An 18,345-nucleotide genomic window follows, 5' to 3' on the forward strand; every position below is an offset into this window, starting at 1 on the left:
GGTCGATTTTTTAAAATTTTTTATAGAGAGTGAATTATGTTTTTTCAAACGTGGAGTGATTTTTTTGATATGGGGGGCTACGGCTTTTATGTTTGGCTCGCCTATGGCATTTCGCTACTGTGTATTATGGTGCTAATTATACAAAGCTATAAAGGCAAAGACGTTGTATTACGTGAAATTCGTCGTGAACAACAACGTCAAGCTCGCCAACAAGCTGCACAAAGACGAATGGGGGGACTATGAACCCAAGACGTAAATCACGATTGAATATTATTTTATTAGTCTTATTAGGCGTGTCTATCGCAACAGGACTTATGCTCTATGCTTTACGACAAAATATCGACTTATTCTATACTCCAACAGAAGTGGTTTATGGCAAAAATGATAATGCCGATACCAAGCCCAAAGTTGGTCAACGTATCCGCGTTGGTGGCATGGTAGTAGCCGGCACAGTGGAACGAGATGCCAAAAGCCTGCAAGTCAAATTTGACTTAAATGATATAGGCCCTTCTATTACTGTTGAATATGAAGGTATTTTGCCCGATTTATTTCGTGAAGGACAAGGCATTGTCGCACAAGGTGTACTTAAAGCGCCTACTGTATTAGCCGCAACTGAAGTGCTAGCAAAACATGATGAAAACTACGTGCCACCTGAGCTGGACGAACAAATGAAAAAAGTCCATCAACCGATGGGCGTTTCTGATTTAAAAGCTGAATCTGAGCGCGATCGAATGGCGAAAGAACAAGAGACAAAATAATGATAGCTGAATTAGGAAATTATGCTCTGGCTTTAAGTTTAGCCGTTGCCATACTATTGGCTGTTTTTCCTTTATGGGGAGCAGAAAAAGGTAATGTTCAATTGATGTCATTGGCTCGCCCAATGACTTTTGGCTTGTTTATTAGTCTAACCATTTCATTTGTCGCCTTATTTTACTTATTCGCCACCAATGATTTTAGTGTGAAATACGTTGTTCACAATTCTAATACAAGCTTACCTCTCCACTATCGCTTATCTGCTGTATGGGGATCTCATGAGGGTTCCTTATTACTGTGGATTTGGTTATTAACCTTGTGGGGAGCGGCTGTAGCTTGGTTTAGTAAACAGTTACCTCAAGAGGCTGTCGCACGTGTATTAGGCATTATGGGGATCATTGCCATCGGCTTCTTAATTTTCGTTTTATTTACCTCTAATCCCTTTGATCGTACGTTCCCTGACTTTCCTGTAGATGGTCGAGAATTAAACCCGTTATTACAAGATGTTGGCTTAATTTTCCACCCACCATTGCTCTACATGGGCTATGTGGGATTCTCTGTTGCCTTTGCCTTTGCTATTGCCTCACTAATCAGTGGTAAATTAGACACCGCATGGGCAAGATGGTCACGCCCTTGGACTCTCGCGGCTTGGGTCTTTTTAACTTTAGGTATCGTATTAGGATCTTGGTGGGCTTATTATGAACTCGGCTGGGGCGGCTGGTGGTTTTGGGACCCCGTAGAAAATGCATCGCTTATGCCATGGTTGGCCGGCACCGCTTTAATTCATTCTCTATCGGTAACAGAAAAACGTGGTTCATTTAAAGCTTGGACTGTATTATTAGCGATCCTCGCTTTTTCTCTCTGTTTATTAGGGACATTCCTTGTTCGTTCGGGTATTTTAGTCTCTGTTCATGCCTTTGCTTCAGATCCAACGAGAGGCTTATATATACTCGCCTACTTAATTGTCGTCATAGGTGGTTCCCTAGCCCTTTATGCCTACAAAGGTAGCCAAATTCGTTCTATTGACAATGCCGAAGCCTATTCACGTGAAAAAATGTTGTTATTAAATAATATCTTATTAATGACCGCACTTTGTGTCGTGTTACTCGGAACCTTACTGCCTTTAGTCCACAAACAAATTGGCTTAGGCACGATTTCTATTGGTGCGCCATTTTTTGATCAAATGTTTTTAATCATTATGATCCCTTTTGCTCTCTTATTAGGAGTAGGACCATTAGTTAAATGGCGCAGAGACCAAGTCTCCCACATTCGTACACCGGTCATTATTAGCTTAATCATCATGCTAATCGCAGGATTTAGCTTACCTTATCTATTACAAGACCGTATTACAACGAGCTCCGTACTGGGCGTGATGATGGCAGTTTTTATTGTGTCATTGAGCCTATACGAGCTTCACCAACGCGCCACGCATCGCCACAATTTCTTTGTCGGTTTAAGCAAATTATCCCGTTCACATTGGGGTATGGTATTGGCGCACTTAGGTGTCGCGATGACAGTATGGGGCATTGCTTTCAGTCAAAATTATAGTGTTGAACGTGATGTACGTATGCGTGTAGGCGATGTGGCTCAAATTGCAGACTATGAATATAAATTTCAAGGCATTACGGCGGCTAATGGCCCTAATTATGAAGGCGGAAAAGCGCAAGTTGATATTAGCAAGAATGGAAAATTTGAAACCACATTATATGCCGAAAAACGTTTTTACACCGTCAGTAAAATGACCATGACTGAAGCGGCTATTGATTGGGGATTTAGCCGTGATATTTATGTCGCACTCGGCGAAGCGCTTGGCGATGGTTCGTGGGCATTGCGCCTCTATTATAAACCGTTTATCCGGTGGATTTGGATTGGCGGTGTATTTATGGCGCTCGGCGGTTTACTCTGTATGTTCGATAAACGTTATCGTTTCTCTAAGGTATTGAAAAAATAATAAGTGCTATGAAAAAGAAACTTTATATTCCATTAATTTTATTTTTAGCTCTCGCTTTCGCTTTTTTTGTGCAATTACAACGCAATGCTGGTGGGGAAGATATTAAAGCCCTTGAATCCGCCTTGATCGGTAAACCTGTGCCAACTAAACCTTTGCAAGATTTATTTGGAGAAACACAATACGATCAAAGTTTATTCCAGCAAGGCAAACCCATTTTACTGAATGTCTGGGCTACTTGGTGTCCAACTTGCTATGCTGAACACCAATATTTAAATCAATTAGCAAAACAAGGCATTACCATTATTGGAATTGATTATAAAGATGATCCTAAAAAAGCGATTAAGTGGTTAAAAGATTTAGATAACCCTTACCAAGCTGTACTGCTTGATGAAAAGGGTTCATTCGGTTTAGATTTAGGTGTATATGGTGCGCCAGAAACCTTTATTATAGATGGTAAAGGCATTATCCATTACCGCCATACCGGAGATGTGAACGATCGCGTATGGAATGAAACCTTAAAACCGATTTATGATAAATTGGCGGAGGGAAGCTGATGAAAATATTGCAAAAACTCACCGCACTTTTACTGCTCAGCTTAAGTTTGAGTAGCTTTGCTGCCATTGATGCCTTAAATTTTGACTCCCCTGCACAGGAAAAAGACTATCATGCTCTTACACAAGAGCTGCGCTGCCCACAATGTCAAAATAATAATATAGCGGATTCTAATGCGACCATTGCTGTTGATATGCGCCATAAAGTGTTTGAATTGTTACAAGAGGGTAAATCCAAACAAGATGTGGTCAATTATATGGTTGAACGTTATGGTAATTTTGTGACCTACGATCCCCCTATCACGGCGGCCACACTGATTTTATGGATTGCTCCAATTTTATTAGTATTAATCGGTATATTCATGCTATTTCGCCGTAGGCCACAAGTTCAGCAAAAAAGTGCGGGGCAAAATACAGTAGATTTAACTCAAGCTGAAAAACAGCGATTAGAGAAAATTTTAAACGGAGAAAAACAATGATTTTTTGGTTTAGCATCGCCGTCATCACTGTGGTGATTGCATTAATTTGTTTTTATCCTTTGCTAAAACGCAAGGAGCAGCACCAAGAGAATGTTGAACGTGATGCCTTAAATAAAGCGTTATACTTTGATCGTTTACAAGAAGTCGAGCGTGATGAAGCACAAGGGTTATTAGACAATGCTGCGCAATTAAAAACCGAATTGCAGCAAGCCTTGCTAGAAGATATTCCCGCAGAGCAAACCGCCGATAATAAGGACAAAAAACGTTTTGGCGGAATTTGGTTTACATCCGGTTTACTCGCCCTAGCTATCATAGGCTTAGCCACCTACTTTAGCGTAGGTTCATGGCAGGCCGAAAACATGCTGGAAAAAACCTACGAAAAACTACCGCACTTTTATGAACGTTTAAAAGAAGAAGAAACACATCCTTTAAGCGAAACGGAACAACAACAATTTATTACCGCCTTACGACTACATTTGCAAAAATCACCCGATGATGCAGCAGGCTGGTGGTTATTAGGGCAACTTGCAATGAGTATGGATAAAGGCCAGCTCGCCCATGACAGCTATGCACGTGCCTATAAACTCTCTCCTGAGAATACAGATTATAAAATGGGCTTTGCCCGCATTTTAATGTTTTCAGATGATGCTTCGGATAAATTTAAAGGAGAAGAATTACTCAAAGAAGTTCTTCGTCAGGATCATACAAATTTCCAAGCCCTGAGTTTATTAGCTTTTCATTATTTTGAAAAAGAAGATTATAAAATGGCTGCAGTCACTTGGGCGATGATGTTACGTTTATTACCAGAAAACGATCCTCGCGTTCCATTATTAGAGAAAAGTATCCGCTCTGCTCGTGATGCTTTAGAAGAACAAGAAGCACCCCAATCCAAATAACAACCGATCGGAACAGGAAATATTCTGTTCCGATCTTCGCACATCTATCAAGAAACACGCTCAAAGCCTGCTATCATATCCAAACGTTTTTGATGCCGACCGCCATCATAAGCAGTATTCAACCATAATGTCGCAAGGGCAAGTGCTTTTTCGGGAGAAATAATATTTGCGCCAAAAGCAATAATATTGGCATTATTATGTTCTCGACACATTAAAGCAGTAAACTCATCCGCACATAATGCACAGCGGATACCAGCTATTTTATTTGCCGCAATAGAGATACCCACCCCCGTCCCACAAATCAATATGCCGGCTTCAGCATTTTCGGTATTAATGGCTTGCGCGACTTTATGCGCATAGATAGGATAGTCCGTTCTTTCTTGATCGAATGTTCCCATATCCATGATGTGATACCCTTGTTTTGTTAGCTTCTCAATTAAAAATCGTTTATGATTTAATCCGATATGATCGGAACCAATCGCAATCCTTTTCATCATTACCTCTCACATGATTGAGCATATAACGCCGCACCAATTGCCCCATTAAATGAGGAAGATTCGGCTTTTAATATCTTTAATTCATTATATGGCAAAGGTTTACGCACATATTTCCCTATTAATGATTTCAATTTTTCAATGGGAAAATCTTGCATATCCATCACACCACCACCCAAAATTAATACTTCGGAATCAAATAAATTAACTGCGGTGCTAATGGCTTTTGCGGCTTGTACCAAATAATCCTGAATAAATGTCTCTTGTGAGGACTTTTTAAAAATAAGATCAATCGGATAATCAAATTGATTGTGCTCAAACCAACGTTTTAACGCAATCCCCGAACAAGTTGTTTCTAGACAACCATAGTTACCACAACCACACCGAATATCTTCATCGCCATAGGGAATATGCCCCAATTCGCCGGCAACACCATGCGCGCCAATAAATAAATGACCTTTATTCCAAATAGCAAATCCCATGCCTGATCCCAAATAAGCCGCCAAGACTAATTTATCGGTTAATTTATAGTGATGAATATCGTAGATCATTTGTAAATTCACATCGCGCTCTAAAAAAACAGCACAATGGAAATGTTGAGATAAAGACGAACTCAATTGATCCAATTCCTCTTGTGATACGGAAAGGTTCGGTACGGATAAAACACGCTTGCGATCTGCAGAAATCGCCGCAGGCAGCCCAACCACAATACATTCAATCGCGGTCGATAAAAAACGCTCACAGAATGTGATTAATCCATGCACTAATCCCTGCGTTAATATTTCTGATGTTTTTTTACGCTCCGTTACCAGCACATCCCCACGCATATCCATGACACATATACGAATATGAGTGGCTCCCATATCAACCCCGATGACCACCTTTTCATTTTTCATGGCAACGTCCTCTAATATTGAGAAATATCTTTTTTCATGATTTCCCATGCTTCTGCAATATTTTCAGCATTATTAAATAACCCCGAACTGCCCACAATAAGCACATCAGCCCCAGCATTAATTAACATCTCATAGGTTTTAGGGTTACATGAACCATCAACTTCGATTTCATATTGCAATGTATTTTCTTCTCTAAACGATTGTAATTCTTTAATTTTTTCTAACATTTCAGGAATAAAAGCCTGTCCAGCAAATCCGGGATCGACCGTTAATACGGTTACTTTATCTGCTTTATGCAAATAATATTTTGCATTTTCCACCGCACTTTCAGGATTAAAAATAATGCCGACTTTCATACCTAACCTTTTAATTTTGTCAATAATTCTAAAGGCTTGACCAGAAATGGTTTCAACGTGCAAGGTCACCATATCACAGCCGGCTTGAGCAAGATCATCAATATAATTTTCAGGGTGAGTAACCATCAAATGACAATCCAAAGGCTTGGTCGCAATTTTCTTCACCTGGCTCACAAAAAAAGGTGAAAGTGTCAGATTTGGCACATAATGACCGTCCATAATGTCAATATGGAAATAGCCAACATGTTGATCGAGAAACTCAATTTGTTCTTTAAATTTTGTTAAATCCATGCACATTAAAGAAGGTGCGATTAAAACTTTCATAACGATACCTCATAAATTAACGACTGATTAATCGATCTAATGCCACAGCAACAATAATTAATCCGCCCATTACAACTAATTGATAATAAGTTTGAACTTGTAAAATATTTAATCCGTTGTTAATCGTGCCGATAATCAATCCGCCAATCACCACTGAAAAAATACGCCCTTTACCGCCAAAAAAGCTCGTGCCACCAATTATGGCGCTTGCAATCGCATAGGTTTCAAAACCAACACCGGCTAAAGGTTCTGCAGCACCTAAACGCGCCGTTGACACAACTCCAGCAAGCCCCGCACAAATACCGGAGATAATAAATACCGCCATCGTATGAAATTTCACATCAATTCCCGAATAATAGGCAGATTCTTTATTCCCGCCTAACGCATAAATATTGCGCCCTAAACGGGTTTTACTGGTTAAAAACCACAACATAAACGCCACCAAAATGGCAAAAACAACGGGAACGGGGATAAATAAAATATCTTGTGCAAAAAAATCCACAAATTCGAAAGAAAAGCCATAAACTGAATTGGCATCGGAAATAATTAATGTAATGCCACGAAAAATGGCATTTGTTCCTAATGTGATAATAAATGGATGTAATCCGGTATAATTCACTAATGCACCGTTAATCGCACCTAATGCGCCCCCAACTAGCACACCGCCAATGATTGCAGCGAATACAGGATCAATACCCGCTATCATTAACTTAGCCGTTACCATACCCGCTAGGGCAAGAATAGCGCCCACAGATAAATCAATACCCGCAATTAGAATCGCAAAGAACTCTCCCATACCGATTAATACGGTAACGGAGCTTTGTACAAAGATTTGCCGAATATTATTTGTTGTTAAAAAATACTGTCCGGAAATAGCGCCAAAGATTAATACGATGATGCCTAAAATAAAAAACGTTCCGTATTTTTCCCAGAACTGTGGGAAATTAAATTTTGCCGTATTCATTATTAATGTACCTCTCTCATGTCGGGTAATGCCCAGCTCATAATCATTTCTTCAGTTAAATGTCTATCGTTGTCTAAAATTGTTGAAATTTCGCCTTCTCTAAACACTGCTATACGATCACAAACCGACATAATTTCCGGTAATTCCGATGACACCATCAAAATGGCTTTACCTTGTTCGGCCAACTGACGCATAATTTTGTAAATTTCTGTCTTAGCGCCTATATCAATACCGCGTGTCGGTTCATCAAAGATGAGAATATCCGGTTCACAAATTAACCATTTGGCAATAATCACTTTTTGCTGATTACCACCGGAAAGTTCGGTTATATTTTGATCAAGAGAAGCACATTTAATGTTTAAAAGCGCTTTTTGTTGCTCCGCGAATTGGTTTTCTTGTATACAATCAAATAGACCTATAGCGCCTTTGTAATGCCCATCTTTTAAGCTTTTGGAGATAGCAATATTTTGTACAATAGAAAAATTATGGAAAAAGCCGTTTTCACGCCGACTTTCTGTGATATAAGCCATACCTTTAGTAATCGCTTCAAGGGGTGAAGACGGCGTAATCTTATTGCCATGCAAATAGATTTCGCCTGAAATACGTTTATCTACACCAAAAATGCAGTTCATTAATTCTGTTCGCCCCGCGCCCACTAAGCCGGCAAAACCTAAGATCTCACCTTTATTTAGCTGAAATGACACATTATTGACTTGTTTGTATTTTTTACCGGTTAAATTATTCACCTCAAAAATTACTTGTGACGATTTTGAGCTTTCCATACCGGTAAAACGAGATTCAACATCACGTCCGACCATTAAGCGTATAATTTCCTGATTGGTAATATCGTTAATCATGCCGGAAGTCACACTACTACCATCTTTTAGGATCGTATAGCGATTAGCAATTTGACGGATTTCATTCATTTTATGCGAGATATAAATAATGGCTTTACCCTCTTCTCTTAATTGCTTCATAATGAAGAAAAGATATTCAATTTCTGAATGGGTTAAGGAAGATGTAGGTTCATCCATAATAATCACCTTGACATCAGAAATTAAAACTTTTGCAATTTCAATCATTTGTTTGTAAGAAATAGAAAGATTTCCGACCTTTTCATCTAAACTCACTTTAAGTCCAAGACGTAATAAAATGATTGATGCCTGAGATCGCATTCGCTTCCAATCAATGATCGGAATCCCCATCACGTTCTTAACAATCAAACGGCCAATAAATAAATTTTCTAATACCGTTAATTCATCAATTAAACTCAATTCTTGATAAATAATCCCGATACCCAACCTAGCTGCGAGTTTATGATCCAAATATTCATACTCAATATTATTGACCGTTACTGTGCCTGAACTCGGTTTATGCAGGCCAGACAATATTTTCATTAATGTGGATTTGCCCGCACCGTTTTCCCCAAGCAATGCATGAATTTCATGAGTATAAATATCAAGATCGACATTTTTTAATGCTTTTACCGCCCCAAAACATTTAGAAATATTTTTCATTTGAATTAACAAGTTATGGCTCATATTTCCTCCCTAACGGCTTCTATCACAAAGGTAAATCTAAGGGAACGGTAAAATTTTCTGCATTCCCTTAGGTGGAAACTTACTCAGTGACAAGAATGGAATCGACGGTAATAAATGCCGATGCTTGTTCCACTGGAATTTGCTTACCCGATTTATGCGCCTCCACTAATAAACGTAATCCTTTTGCGCCGATCTCCGCAGGGTCTTGTGCGACTGTGGCCGTTAATTTTCCTTCGCTCACCATTTTTTTCGCTTCCGGGATACCATCTGTACCCACCACGATGATTTGTCCTTGTTTTCCCGCATTAATGACTGCCTGTGCCGCTCCCATTGCCATCGTATCGTTAGCAGCATAGAACGCTTTAAGGTTTGGATTTCTTGATAGAACGTTAGTCGCCACATCTAAGGCTTTAATACGATCCCAGTCGGCAGGTTGGCTTGCGACTAACTTTATTGTCGAATTTTTAGCGAAAACATCAGTAGCACCACGACGACGTGCTTCACCTGAAGCATTTCCGGCTTTTCCTTCAATAATGGCAACCTCTCCGCCGGCACTACCTAATTTATCCACAATAAATTGTGCAGCCTTACCGCCCACTGCAACATTATCCGTCGTAATAAATGCTTCCACATTGCCTTTTGCTTTACTCAAATTATCCGTATCAATTTTTTCATCTAAATTGACCAAATAGATTCCCTTGCGATAGGCTTTTGCCACCGGCATAACCAAATTCGCCGGCGAAAGCGGAGCAAACGCAATGCCTTTATAATCTTTATTAATTAAGTCCTCAAAAAGTTGAAGCTGGGACTGATAATCGCCCTCTGAAGGTGAAGCAAAAATATCTACTGAAACACCTAATTCTTTTGCTTCTTTTTCAATCCCTGCTTTCATATCCACCCAATATGGATTGGATAGGGTTTTTAGAATCACTGCATATTCCGCAGAATATGCATTCATTGAACACACTAATCCCAGAGCCACTAAACCACTTTTTAATGTTTTTAATACTTTCATCTGATCTCTCCTCATCAATTAAACGAACGACCTGCCTTATACCGCAACATAAAAATAGTGATGATATAAACCACAAACTTCACTATTTTTTATGTGAAGTTTATTTTTTCCTATTTATACCACTATTTTAGGATTAAAAAAGAGATCAACTTCACAAAATAAAAAATATTATGAAGTTTAATTAAAGAAAGAAATATTTTATAAACAAGAAATGCAGACAAGACATCACGTATTTATCTGACTGTTGGCAAAGTATTATTGCTTGTGGGACGTATGCCATACGCCCCTAGCTGAGAAATAAATATAACTTAAATTTCAATGAATTATGGTGTTTATTGAAGGCATATTACATGCCTCCATTATCTTACTCGGTTTGTCACTCGTCTGAGACGATACATCATGTATTTCTACAAATGATTGATAAGAAGATTGGAGAGACCAAATGTGTATAAAAAACCAACAAACTTTATCAAAAATTATTTTTGTCTAAAGTATTCTGTTGCATGAAATGTTTTTTCTAAATTGCCTTGAGCAAAGTCAATGTGTTGTTGTGCAACCGCAACAAAAAAAGCATCAACTAAAATCAACTGTAAAATCCTTGCTGAAGCATTTTTACCCAGCAACGGCGTATCCGGCGCAGGCGTGCAAATCACAAAATCAGAAACTGCCGCAATCGGCGAAACATCGCTATGCGTGATACAAATAATCTTTGCCTTATTTTTTCGTGCTTCATTGACCACTTTCAGTAAATCGGTGGTTTTCCCTGAATGAGAAATCACTAACACCACATCATCTTCGGTTAATAGAGAAGCCGACATCATCATCAAATGCACATCACGATAGCTATTACACCGCACGCCAATTCTCAAAAACTTATGAGCGATATCATCACAAATCGTATTTGAGCCTCCCGCCGCATAAAGATCCCGATTTTTTGCATGAAAAAAACATTTTGCTGCTTTTTCAATGACATCAGATTTTAAAATCGCCCGCCCTTCTGTAATCGTTTGAACTGAAATATCAAACACCTTATCAACAAGATCTTGTACAGAATCCTGAGACGAAAGCTCAATCGTATTCAAATGATTAATCTCAAAAGAAGAAGTAATCTGTTTACGCAAATCACGAAACCCAGAAAATCCCAGTAACTTTGCCACTTTCACTACTAAAGGTTCTGAAACATGAAGAGACTCAGCCACCATACTCAGTGATGTTTTTTTATCAAACTTTGTCGAATCCAATAACCAATCCACAACCCGTTTTTCGGTATTGGTCATTGCCTCTCTTTTCATTCGAATGCTTGGAATGAGAGATAAATCCTTATTCATGCTTGATCCTTAGTTTAATGTGGCTGTAATAAATAGCGATATAGGAAACAACTAAATACGATTTTAACAAATCTAGTAAAAAACACCTACTAATCATCACTATCATCTCAGATTTAAATCAATAAAATCACATTTTTTGCAAGACAAATGGACGAAATAGCTTTACTATATGGGCATTATTTTTTTAATGCTTTAAATTAACTCATAGAGGAAAATAAAATGGCAAAAATTGTTAAAGTAATCGGTCGTGAAATCATTGACTCTCGTGGTAATCCAACTGTTGAAGCTGAAGTTCATCTTGAAGGTGGTTTTGTTGGTTTAGCTGCGGCACCATCTGGCGCGTCAACAGGTTCACGCGAAGCGTTAGAATTACGCGATGGTGATAAATCTCGCTTTTTAGGCAAAGGCGTATTAAAAGCTGTTGCAGCAGTAAACAACGAAATTGCAAATGCAGTTGTGGGTAAAGATGCGTCTAACCAAGCTGAAATCGACCAAATTATGATCGACTTAGATGGTACAGAAAACAAATCTAAATTTGGTGCAAACGCTATCTTAGCGGTTTCTTTAGCTAATGCAAAAGCCGCTGCTGCTTCAAAAGGTTTACCGCTTTATGCACATATTGCAGAACTTAATGGTACTCCGGGCGTTTACTCTATGCCATTACCAATGATGAACATCATCAACGGTGGTGAGCACGCTGACAATAACGTTGATATTCAAGAGTTCATGATTCAACCAGTTGGCGCAAGCACATTAAAAGAAGCGCTACGTATCGGTGCTGAAGTATTCCACAATCTTGCAAAAGTATTAAAAGCAAAAGGTTTAAATACAGCTGTGGGTGATGAGGGTGGTTTTGCGCCTAACTTAGCTTCAAACGCTGATGCTTTAGCTTGTATTAAAGAAGCAGTTGAAAAAGCAGGCTATGTATTAGGTAAAGATGTGACTTTAGCAATGGACTGTGCCTCTTCTGAGTTCTATGACAAAGAACGTAATGTGTACGACATGAAAGGTGAAGGTAAAACATTCACTTCTCAAGAGTTTACTCACTACTTAGAAGGCTTATGCAAAGAATACCCAATCGTGTCTATCGAAGATGGTCAAGATGAATCAGACTGGGAAGGTTTCGCATACCAAACTAAAGTGTTAGGTGACAAAGTTCAATTAGTGGGTGATGATTTATTCGTAACCAATACCAAGATTTTAGAGCGTGGTATCCAAAACGGTATCGCAAACTCAATCTTAATCAAATTCAACCAAATCGGTTCATTAACTGAAACTTTAGCTGCAATCAAAATGGCGAAAGATGCTGGTTACACTGCAGTAATTTCACACCGTTCTGGTGAAACAGAAGATGCGACTATCGCAGATTTAGCAGTAGGTACAGCGGCGGGTCAAATCAAAACTGGTTCAATGAGCCGTTCTGATCGTGTTGCAAAATACAACCAGTTAATCCGTATCGAAGAAGCATTAGCGGCTGCAGGCACACCAGCACCGTTTAACGGCTTAAAAGAAGTGAAAGGTCAAGCATAATATTGCTTAACTTTAAAACTTTCTAATATTACACCGCACTTTTTAATAAAAGTGCGGTGTTTTTTTATGAAGTTTTAACAGACGATATATCATTTAGGGGCTTGTGGACGATAAAAATTCGCACACATAACTTTTGCCACCGTATCCAACGAAGAACCTTCAATAATATCGGTGGTTTTATATAATTGGCGATGTCGTTTTAATTCCACGCCCTCTCCCCAAAATCTTGAATAGACCATTTCCCCTGTTCGCGAATAAGTATTGGTTTTACAATTTACATTTTTATGGCTACGAATAGATTTTCCAATCTCATTAGGATGATCCTTAAACCCGAGCTGTCCTTTAGATAAATTTGTCACCATATCAAAGTTAATCACTTCAGGAGACTGATTATCAATCCAAATCGAGGCAGAATCGATATAATAATCTTTTTCAGCCAATACTTGCACAAATCCTTCTGCGGGTTCTTTTGGCGTAACTAAATCGACCATTTGGCTGTGTTGACTAGTACAAGCATTCAGAGCCAATATCATCGCGCATGATAAAAATACCTTTTTCATATAAACCTCCTAATCAACATATTGGCTGATTTCAATTAAATTACCACTCTTCGATCTCAATTAACGCCCAAACATACCGCCTAAGCCACCAAGACCGCCACCCATCATGCCCTTCATACCCCGCATCATTTTCGCCATTCCGCCTTTACGCATTTTTTTCATCATACGTTGCATTTCATCAAACTGTTTCAACATACGATTAACATCTTGTACTTGTGTCCCTGAGCCCATCGCAATACGGCGTTTACGTGATCCTTTGATAATATCAGGGTGACGGCGTTCTTTCGGTGTCATGGAATTAATCATCGCTTCCATACGATTAAACATCTTATCATCGACCTGTCCTTTCACATGATCAGGTAAATTTTTCGCACCAGGCAATTTTTCTAACATGGACATCATACCGCCCATTTTTTTCATTTCAATCAACTGTTCTCGGAAGTCTTCTAAGGTAAACTCATCGCCTTTCTTAAACTTCTGAGCCATTTTTTCGGCTTTTTCTTTATCGACAGAACGTTCCAAATCTTCGATTAAAGACAGCACATCGCCCATACCAAGAATACGAGAAGCGACACGATCCGGATGGAATGGTTCCAAAGCATCAGTCTTCTCACCGATCCCTAAAAATTTAATAGGTTTACCCGTAATTTGGCGAATAGACAACGCTGCACCACCACGCGCATCACCATCCACCTTAGTTAAAATCACACCGGTTAACGGCAAAGCTTCGTTAAAGGCTTTCGCGGTATTTGCCGCGTCCTGCCCCGTCATCGCATCAACAGTAAACAAGGTTTCGATAGGTGAAAGCGCTGCATGAATTTGCTTAATTTCTTCCATCATCTCGCTATCAACATGCAAACGGCCGGCGGTATCCACAATCAAGACATCATAAAATTTTAATTTTGCATGACTTAATGCGGCTTGGGCAATTTGCACAGGCTTTTGTTTGACATCTGATGGGAAAAAATCGACATTTACTGCTTGTGCCAATGTTTCTAATTGCTTAATCGCCGCAGGACGATACACATCCGCCGAGACCACTAACACTTTTTTCTTATGGCGTTCTCTCAAAAATTTTGCCAGTTTTCCAACCGACGTCGTTTTACCCGCACCTTGCAAACCCGCCATTAACACAACGGCTGGCGGCTGTGTCGCGAGATTTAAACTTTCGTTCGCCTCTCCCATTGCAGCTTCTAACTCAGCGCGGACGATTTTCAAAAATTCTTGTCCTGGCGTTAAGCTTTTATTGACTTCTTCGCCAATGGCACGTTCTTTTACTTTATTAATAAATTCGCGCACAACCGGTAAAGCGACATCCGCCTCAAGCAAGGCCATACGCACTTCTCGTAAAGTGTCTTTGATATTCTCTTCCGTCAAACGACCCTTACCCGTAATATTACGCAAAGTTTTAGACAAACGATCGGATAAATTTTCAAACATAGATGATCCTATTTTATATCTCTGCGACAAGGCGCATTCTGTTTCAATTAGCTCTGATTATACTTGAAATTCCTGTCTTTGTTAATGACTCAGCTTTGTGGATAACTCTGTCAATAAACCGCGCATAAATTGGTGAAAAAAGTATTTTTTTATTTTTCACCGCACTTTTGTCGTTTATAATCCCCAAGTCTTATATTAGAAAATAAACAGCTTCTGATAAAAATTTAACCATCTTACGACCATACAAAAGGGCCTGTGAGTTATTCAGGTTTTCTGTGGATAAAATTGTGATTGAAGTGCGGTATAATTTGGGAAAACTTTTTAACGGATAAAAAAAGCCCATTCGCATTTTTATAAATAACATTTAAAATCAAATAGATAACAAAAATATTTATCATTTTTTGCCTGGTAAGAAAAAGCACAATATAGACTGACTACTTCTTAAACAAAGAAAATACTATGATTAGCACGCCACAAACAGAACAAGCACTCCTCACACGAGCGCAACATATCGCAGGCCTAAATTTTGCTGAGTTGGCCGCTGAACTACATCTTCCTATACCAGCAGATCTCAAACGTCATAAAGGCTGGGTCGGCATGCTCATTGAAACGGCACTTGGTGCGAAAGCGGGCAGCAAAGCCGAACAAGACTTTGCCCATCTCGGTATCGAATTAAAAACCATTCCAATTAATGCACAAGGTTTTCCTTTAGAAACCACCTTTGTGAGTCTTGCGCCATTAGCCAATAATACCGGTGTGAATTGGGACAGCTCCCATGTTAAATACAAACTCACTAAAGTCTTATGGATCCCCATCGAAGGAGAACGGCATATTCCACTTGGTGAACGCCGTATCGGCGCGCCAATTTTATGGCAGCCCACACCGGCACAAGAACATCAATTACGCCAAGACTGGGAAGAATTAATGGACTACATTGTATTGGGCAAGGTGGAGCAAATCACAGCAAAAATCGGCAAAGTGATGCAACTTCGTCCTAAAGGCGCAAATAGTAAAGCATTAACAAAAGGAATTGGGAAACAAGGGCAAAGCATTCAAACGCTACCGCTTGGATTTTATTTACGTAAAGAGTTTACCGCACAAATCTTGCAGCATTTTGAAAGAGGTCTCCACAACATATAAGCTTTTGGATATGTAATAACCCCCATTATCTTGCGAGGTTTGTCTCGAATCTGAAATATTGGTGTCTGATAATTTTAAGAAAAAATACATAATTCCATTGCATTCTTATCACAAGAGATTATGATTAACCGCTATTTATTTTATTTAAGGAAATATTTTTATGTTTGAATGGCTCGCCAGCCCAGAAGCATGGGTTGCATTATTTACATTAACAGCCCTTGAGATTGTTTTGGGTATTGATAACATTATTTTTATTAGTATCTTAGTCGGACGTCTTCCTGAACATCAACGCCAATCCGCCCGCTTAATTGGCTTAGGATTAGCGATGGGTATGCGTATTTTGTTACTCCTGTCTTTAGCATGGATCATGAAGCTTACCGCACCGTTATTTCATATTTGGGACAACGCCATTTCAGGGCGTGATTTAATTTTAATTCTTGGTGGTTTATTCTTAGTGGCTAAAAGTACTCACGAAATTCATCATGCGATGACACCGGAAGAACAAGAAGAAAAATCCGCTAAGCCCGCTGGATTTATGGCCATTCTTGTGCAGATTGCCCTATTAGATATCGTATTCTCATTAGATTCTGTGATTACCGCGGTCGGTATGGCAAGTCATGTAGAGGTGATGATTATTGCTATTGTGATTGCAGTAGGTGTCATGATGTTAGCGGCAAAACCAATTGGCGACTTTGTAGAATCTCACCCAACGTTAAAGATCTTAGCCTTATCTTTCCTCATTCTTATCGGGGTAGCCTTACTCGGTGAAGGTTTTGATATGCATATTCCGAAAGGATATATTTATTTTGCTATGGGCTTCTCTGTTGTGGTTGAAATGATTAATATCAAAATCCGTAAACATATTACGAAACCATAATCTATTCTCTTCTCCCTCATTCGTTTGGTTCAATTCCACTAAACGAATGAGGTTTCTTTTTATAAATCCCCTCAAATAAAGCAAATTATTAACATTTACATTTCTTGTTAGTTCATGACACTTTACTTCCCTATAGCATTTCGTTATATTATCCGCAATTTATAGGCCTCTTTTGAGACAACTGCATTGCACGCTGCTTATTTTAACGTTGGAATGTCGTCATGAAAAATCGCGCACCGGTCAGATCGCCCATGTTTCAAGCCCGAATATTACCAAAACACATCGGGATATATGCTTTTTCTTGTCTCAAACGATTTTCGTTTATCACCAAATTAACCCGCTTTTACTCCCCTATTATCATCAACAATTCCTGTATTTGGCCAACATTGCCATACGTATATGAGTAAGCGATTTCACCTATTGAGGATAAAACTATGAACAACCAAATCTTCCGCGTTATCTTTAGTCGCACCTTACAACGCCTTGTCGTCACCTCCGAATTAGCTAAATCGGCGGGTAAAGCACACAGCGAATCAACGGGAGGATTAGGACACCAAAGTGCGGTGTTAAAACCCTTAATTTTTAGTTTATATTGTGCCTTAGGATTTGTGGCATTTTCTTCCAGCGCATTGGCCGAAACCCTCATTATTAAAGCTGACCCAAATGCCCCGAAATCCCAACAGCCTATTGTTCTCCAAACCGCCAATGGCCTTCCTCAAGTCAATATCCAAACCCCAAATGACAAAGGCCTTTCCCATAATAAATACCATGATTTCAACGTGGCCGAAAAAGGTGCTATTTTAAATAACAGCCGCAAAGCCACTCAAACCCAACAAGCCGGCCTTGTGCAAGGCAACCCTTATTTAGCTAGAGGGGAAGCCAAAGTGATTTTAAATGAAGTCACGTCGAATAACCCCAGTGTGATGAAAGGTTATGTGGAAGTGGCAGGGAAAAAAGCCGAAGTGATTATCGCCAACCCAAACGGGTTACATTGTGACGGTTGTGGGATTATCAATGCAGACCGAGCCACGATTACCACCGGAAAACCCCAAATCCATCAAGGCGATATTGACAGCTACCGCGTAGAAAAAGGAAAAGTAAAAGTAAGCGGCAAAGGCATGGACAATAGCCGGGTGGATTATACAGATATTTTAGCCCGTGAAGCGGAAATTAATGCGGGTATTTGGACGGGGAAAAAGTTAAACGTTGTCACCGGGCAAAATCAAATCAAACGGGGAAGCACAGACCAA

Annotated in this window: 19 protein-coding genes; 10 read left to right on the forward strand and 9 right to left on the reverse strand. The window is 39.4% G+C overall.

Going from position 1 to position 18,345, the window contains the following annotated elements; all coding sequences use genetic code 11:
• Positions 1 to 36: 36 nt before the first annotated feature.
• Genes ccmD through ccmI form a run of 6 tightly spaced genes read left to right on the forward strand, consistent with a single transcriptional unit; the run spans position 37 to position 4,630 of the window.
• On the forward strand, positions 37 to 243 hold the full coding sequence (ccmD, locus tag CVP05_RS06915) for a heme exporter protein CcmD (protein ID WP_100288848.1): 207 nt from the start codon (positions 37 to 39) through the stop codon (positions 241 to 243).
• Entirely contained in the window at positions 240 to 758 is a 519-nt protein-coding gene (gene ccmE / locus CVP05_RS06920; protein ID WP_100288849.1) for a cytochrome c maturation protein CcmE, read from the forward strand. The genes ccmD and ccmE overlap by 4 nt, the downstream gene beginning before the upstream one ends.
• A complete protein-coding gene (locus CVP05_RS06925) occupies positions 758 to 2,704 on the forward strand; it encodes a heme lyase CcmF/NrfE family subunit (RefSeq protein ID WP_100288850.1) in 1,947 nt (648 codons plus the stop codon). Before ccmE ends, CVP05_RS06925 begins: the two co-directional genes overlap by 1 nt.
• Before the next feature lie 8 nt (positions 2,705 to 2,712).
• Positions 2,713 to 3,258, forward strand: coding sequence for a DsbE family thiol:disulfide interchange protein (locus CVP05_RS06930; RefSeq protein ID WP_100288851.1), 546 nt, complete (start codon positions 2,713 to 2,715; stop codon positions 3,256 to 3,258).
• On the forward strand, positions 3,255 to 3,734 hold the full coding sequence (locus CVP05_RS06935) for a cytochrome c-type biogenesis protein (RefSeq protein WP_423739125.1): 480 nt from the start codon (positions 3,255 to 3,257) through the stop codon (positions 3,732 to 3,734). Before CVP05_RS06930 ends, CVP05_RS06935 begins: the two co-directional genes overlap by 4 nt.
• Positions 3,731 to 4,630: a c-type cytochrome biogenesis protein CcmI gene (ccmI, locus tag CVP05_RS06940; protein ID WP_100288852.1), complete on the forward strand. Its 900-nt coding sequence runs from the start codon at positions 3,731 to 3,733 to the stop codon at positions 4,628 to 4,630. Before CVP05_RS06935 ends, ccmI begins: the two co-directional genes overlap by 4 nt.
• Positions 4,631 to 4,677: 47 nt before the next feature.
• Here the strand turns inward: ccmI and rpiB are convergent, their stop codons facing one another.
• The 7 genes from rpiB to alsR form a co-directional block, all read right to left on the reverse strand.
• Entirely contained in the window at positions 4,678 to 5,127 is a 450-nt protein-coding gene (gene rpiB, locus CVP05_RS06945; RefSeq protein WP_279324784.1) for a ribose 5-phosphate isomerase B, read from the reverse strand.
• Positions 5,127 to 6,020, reverse strand: a complete 894-nt coding sequence (alsK, locus tag CVP05_RS06950) for an allose kinase (protein WP_100288854.1) — start codon at positions 6,018 to 6,020, stop codon at positions 5,127 to 5,129. The genes rpiB and alsK overlap by 1 nt, the downstream gene beginning before the upstream one ends.
• 11 nt (positions 6,021 to 6,031) lie before the next feature.
• Complete coding sequence (gene alsE, locus CVP05_RS06955) at positions 6,032 to 6,700, reverse strand: D-allulose 6-phosphate 3-epimerase (RefSeq protein ID WP_100288855.1); 669 nt, start codon at positions 6,698 to 6,700, stop codon at positions 6,032 to 6,034.
• Positions 6,701 to 6,716: 16 nt separating this feature from the next.
• Positions 6,717 to 7,664 carry a D-allose ABC transporter permease gene (gene alsC, locus CVP05_RS06960; RefSeq protein WP_100288856.1) on the reverse strand — a complete coding sequence of 316 codons (948 nt, stop codon included), beginning with the start codon at positions 7,662 to 7,664 and terminating at the stop codon, positions 6,717 to 6,719.
• 2 nt (positions 7,665 to 7,666) lie between these two features.
• Positions 7,667 to 9,205, reverse strand: coding sequence for a D-allose ABC transporter ATP-binding protein AlsA (alsA, locus tag CVP05_RS06965; protein ID WP_100288857.1), 1,539 nt, complete (start codon positions 9,203 to 9,205; stop codon positions 7,667 to 7,669).
• 79 nt (positions 9,206 to 9,284) lie between these two features.
• Entirely contained in the window at positions 9,285 to 10,220 is a 936-nt protein-coding gene (gene alsB / locus CVP05_RS06970; protein WP_100288858.1) for a D-allose transporter substrate-binding protein, read from the reverse strand.
• 476 nt (positions 10,221 to 10,696) lie between these two features.
• Positions 10,697 to 11,548: a transcriptional repressor AlsR gene (alsR, locus tag CVP05_RS06975; RefSeq protein ID WP_100288859.1), complete on the reverse strand. Its 852-nt coding sequence runs from the start codon at positions 11,546 to 11,548 to the stop codon at positions 10,697 to 10,699.
• 219 nt (positions 11,549 to 11,767) lie between these two features.
• Between alsR and eno the strand changes: the two genes are divergently transcribed.
• On the forward strand, positions 11,768 to 13,078 hold the full coding sequence (gene eno, locus CVP05_RS06980; RefSeq protein ID WP_100288860.1) for a phosphopyruvate hydratase: 1,311 nt from the start codon (positions 11,768 to 11,770) through the stop codon (positions 13,076 to 13,078).
• 89 nt (positions 13,079 to 13,167) lie between these two features.
• On the opposite strand, the gene CVP05_RS06985 is transcribed toward eno, so the two are convergent.
• Positions 13,168 to 13,638: a surface-adhesin E family protein gene (locus CVP05_RS06985; protein WP_100288861.1), complete on the reverse strand. Its 471-nt coding sequence runs from the start codon at positions 13,636 to 13,638 to the stop codon at positions 13,168 to 13,170.
• A gap of 60 nt (positions 13,639 to 13,698) precedes the next feature.
• Complete coding sequence (gene ffh / locus CVP05_RS06990; RefSeq protein ID WP_100288862.1) at positions 13,699 to 15,078, reverse strand: signal recognition particle protein; 1,380 nt, start codon at positions 15,076 to 15,078, stop codon at positions 13,699 to 13,701.
• A 459-nt stretch (positions 15,079 to 15,537) separates the two neighbouring features.
• Here ffh and mutH point away from each other — a divergent pair, with 459 nt between their 5' ends.
• The 3 genes from mutH to CVP05_RS07005 all read left to right on the forward strand — a co-directional run.
• Positions 15,538 to 16,218 (forward strand): DNA mismatch repair endonuclease MutH, encoded by a 681-nt coding sequence (mutH, locus tag CVP05_RS06995; protein ID WP_100288863.1) that lies wholly within the window; start codon positions 15,538 to 15,540, stop codon positions 16,216 to 16,218.
• Positions 16,219 to 16,378: 160 nt separating this feature from the next.
• On the forward strand, positions 16,379 to 17,095 hold the full coding sequence (locus CVP05_RS07000) for a TerC family protein (RefSeq protein ID WP_100288864.1): 717 nt from the start codon (positions 16,379 to 16,381) through the stop codon (positions 17,093 to 17,095).
• A 434-nt stretch (positions 17,096 to 17,529) separates the two neighbouring features.
• A partial coding sequence (locus CVP05_RS07005; RefSeq protein ID WP_133118710.1) for a two-partner secretion domain-containing protein occupies positions 17,530 to 18,345 on the forward strand: 816 nt, incomplete at its 3' end.

The organism is Conservatibacter flavescens (genome assembly GCF_002795425.1).
In the GTDB taxonomy this organism is placed as follows: domain Bacteria; phylum Pseudomonadota; class Gammaproteobacteria; order Enterobacterales; family Pasteurellaceae; genus Conservatibacter; species Conservatibacter flavescens.

Coding starts and splice junctions, on each gene's coding strand:
- ccmD (WP_100288848.1), top strand. CDS start 37: ATGTTTTTTCAAACGTGGAGTGATTTTTTTGATATGGGGGGCTACGGC.
- ccmE (WP_100288849.1), top strand. CDS start 240: ATGAACCCAAGACGTAAATCACGATTGAATATTATTTTATTAGTCTTA.
- CVP05_RS06925 (WP_100288850.1), top strand. CDS start 758: ATGATAGCTGAATTAGGAAATTATGCTCTGGCTTTAAGTTTAGCCGTT.
- CVP05_RS06930 (WP_100288851.1), top strand. CDS start 2,713: ATGAAAAAGAAACTTTATATTCCATTAATTTTATTTTTAGCTCTCGCT.
- ccmI (WP_100288852.1), top strand. CDS start 3,731: ATGATTTTTTGGTTTAGCATCGCCGTCATCACTGTGGTGATTGCATTA.
- rpiB (WP_279324784.1), bottom strand. CDS start 5,127: ATGATGAAAAGGATTGCGATTGGTTCCGATCATATCGGATTAAATCAT.
- alsK (WP_100288854.1), bottom strand. CDS start 6,020: ATGAAAAATGAAAAGGTGGTCATCGGGGTTGATATGGGAGCCACTCAT.
- alsE (WP_100288855.1), bottom strand. CDS start 6,700: ATGAAAGTTTTAATCGCACCTTCTTTAATGTGCATGGATTTAACAAAA.
- alsC (WP_100288856.1), bottom strand. CDS start 7,664: ATGAATACGGCAAAATTTAATTTCCCACAGTTCTGGGAAAAATACGGA.
- alsA (WP_100288857.1), bottom strand. CDS start 9,205: ATGAGCCATAACTTGTTAATTCAAATGAAAAATATTTCTAAATGTTTT.
- alsB (WP_100288858.1), bottom strand. CDS start 10,220: ATGAAAGTATTAAAAACATTAAAAAGTGGTTTAGTGGCTCTGGGATTA.
- alsR (WP_100288859.1), bottom strand. CDS start 11,548: ATGAATAAGGATTTATCTCTCATTCCAAGCATTCGAATGAAAAGAGAG.
- eno (WP_100288860.1), top strand. CDS start 11,768: ATGGCAAAAATTGTTAAAGTAATCGGTCGTGAAATCATTGACTCTCGT.
- CVP05_RS06985 (WP_100288861.1), bottom strand. CDS start 13,638: ATGAAAAAGGTATTTTTATCATGCGCGATGATATTGGCTCTGAATGCT.
- ffh (WP_100288862.1), bottom strand. CDS start 15,078: ATGTTTGAAAATTTATCCGATCGTTTGTCTAAAACTTTGCGTAATATT.
- mutH (WP_100288863.1), top strand. CDS start 15,538: ATGATTAGCACGCCACAAACAGAACAAGCACTCCTCACACGAGCGCAA.
- CVP05_RS07000 (WP_100288864.1), top strand. CDS start 16,379: ATGTTTGAATGGCTCGCCAGCCCAGAAGCATGGGTTGCATTATTTACA.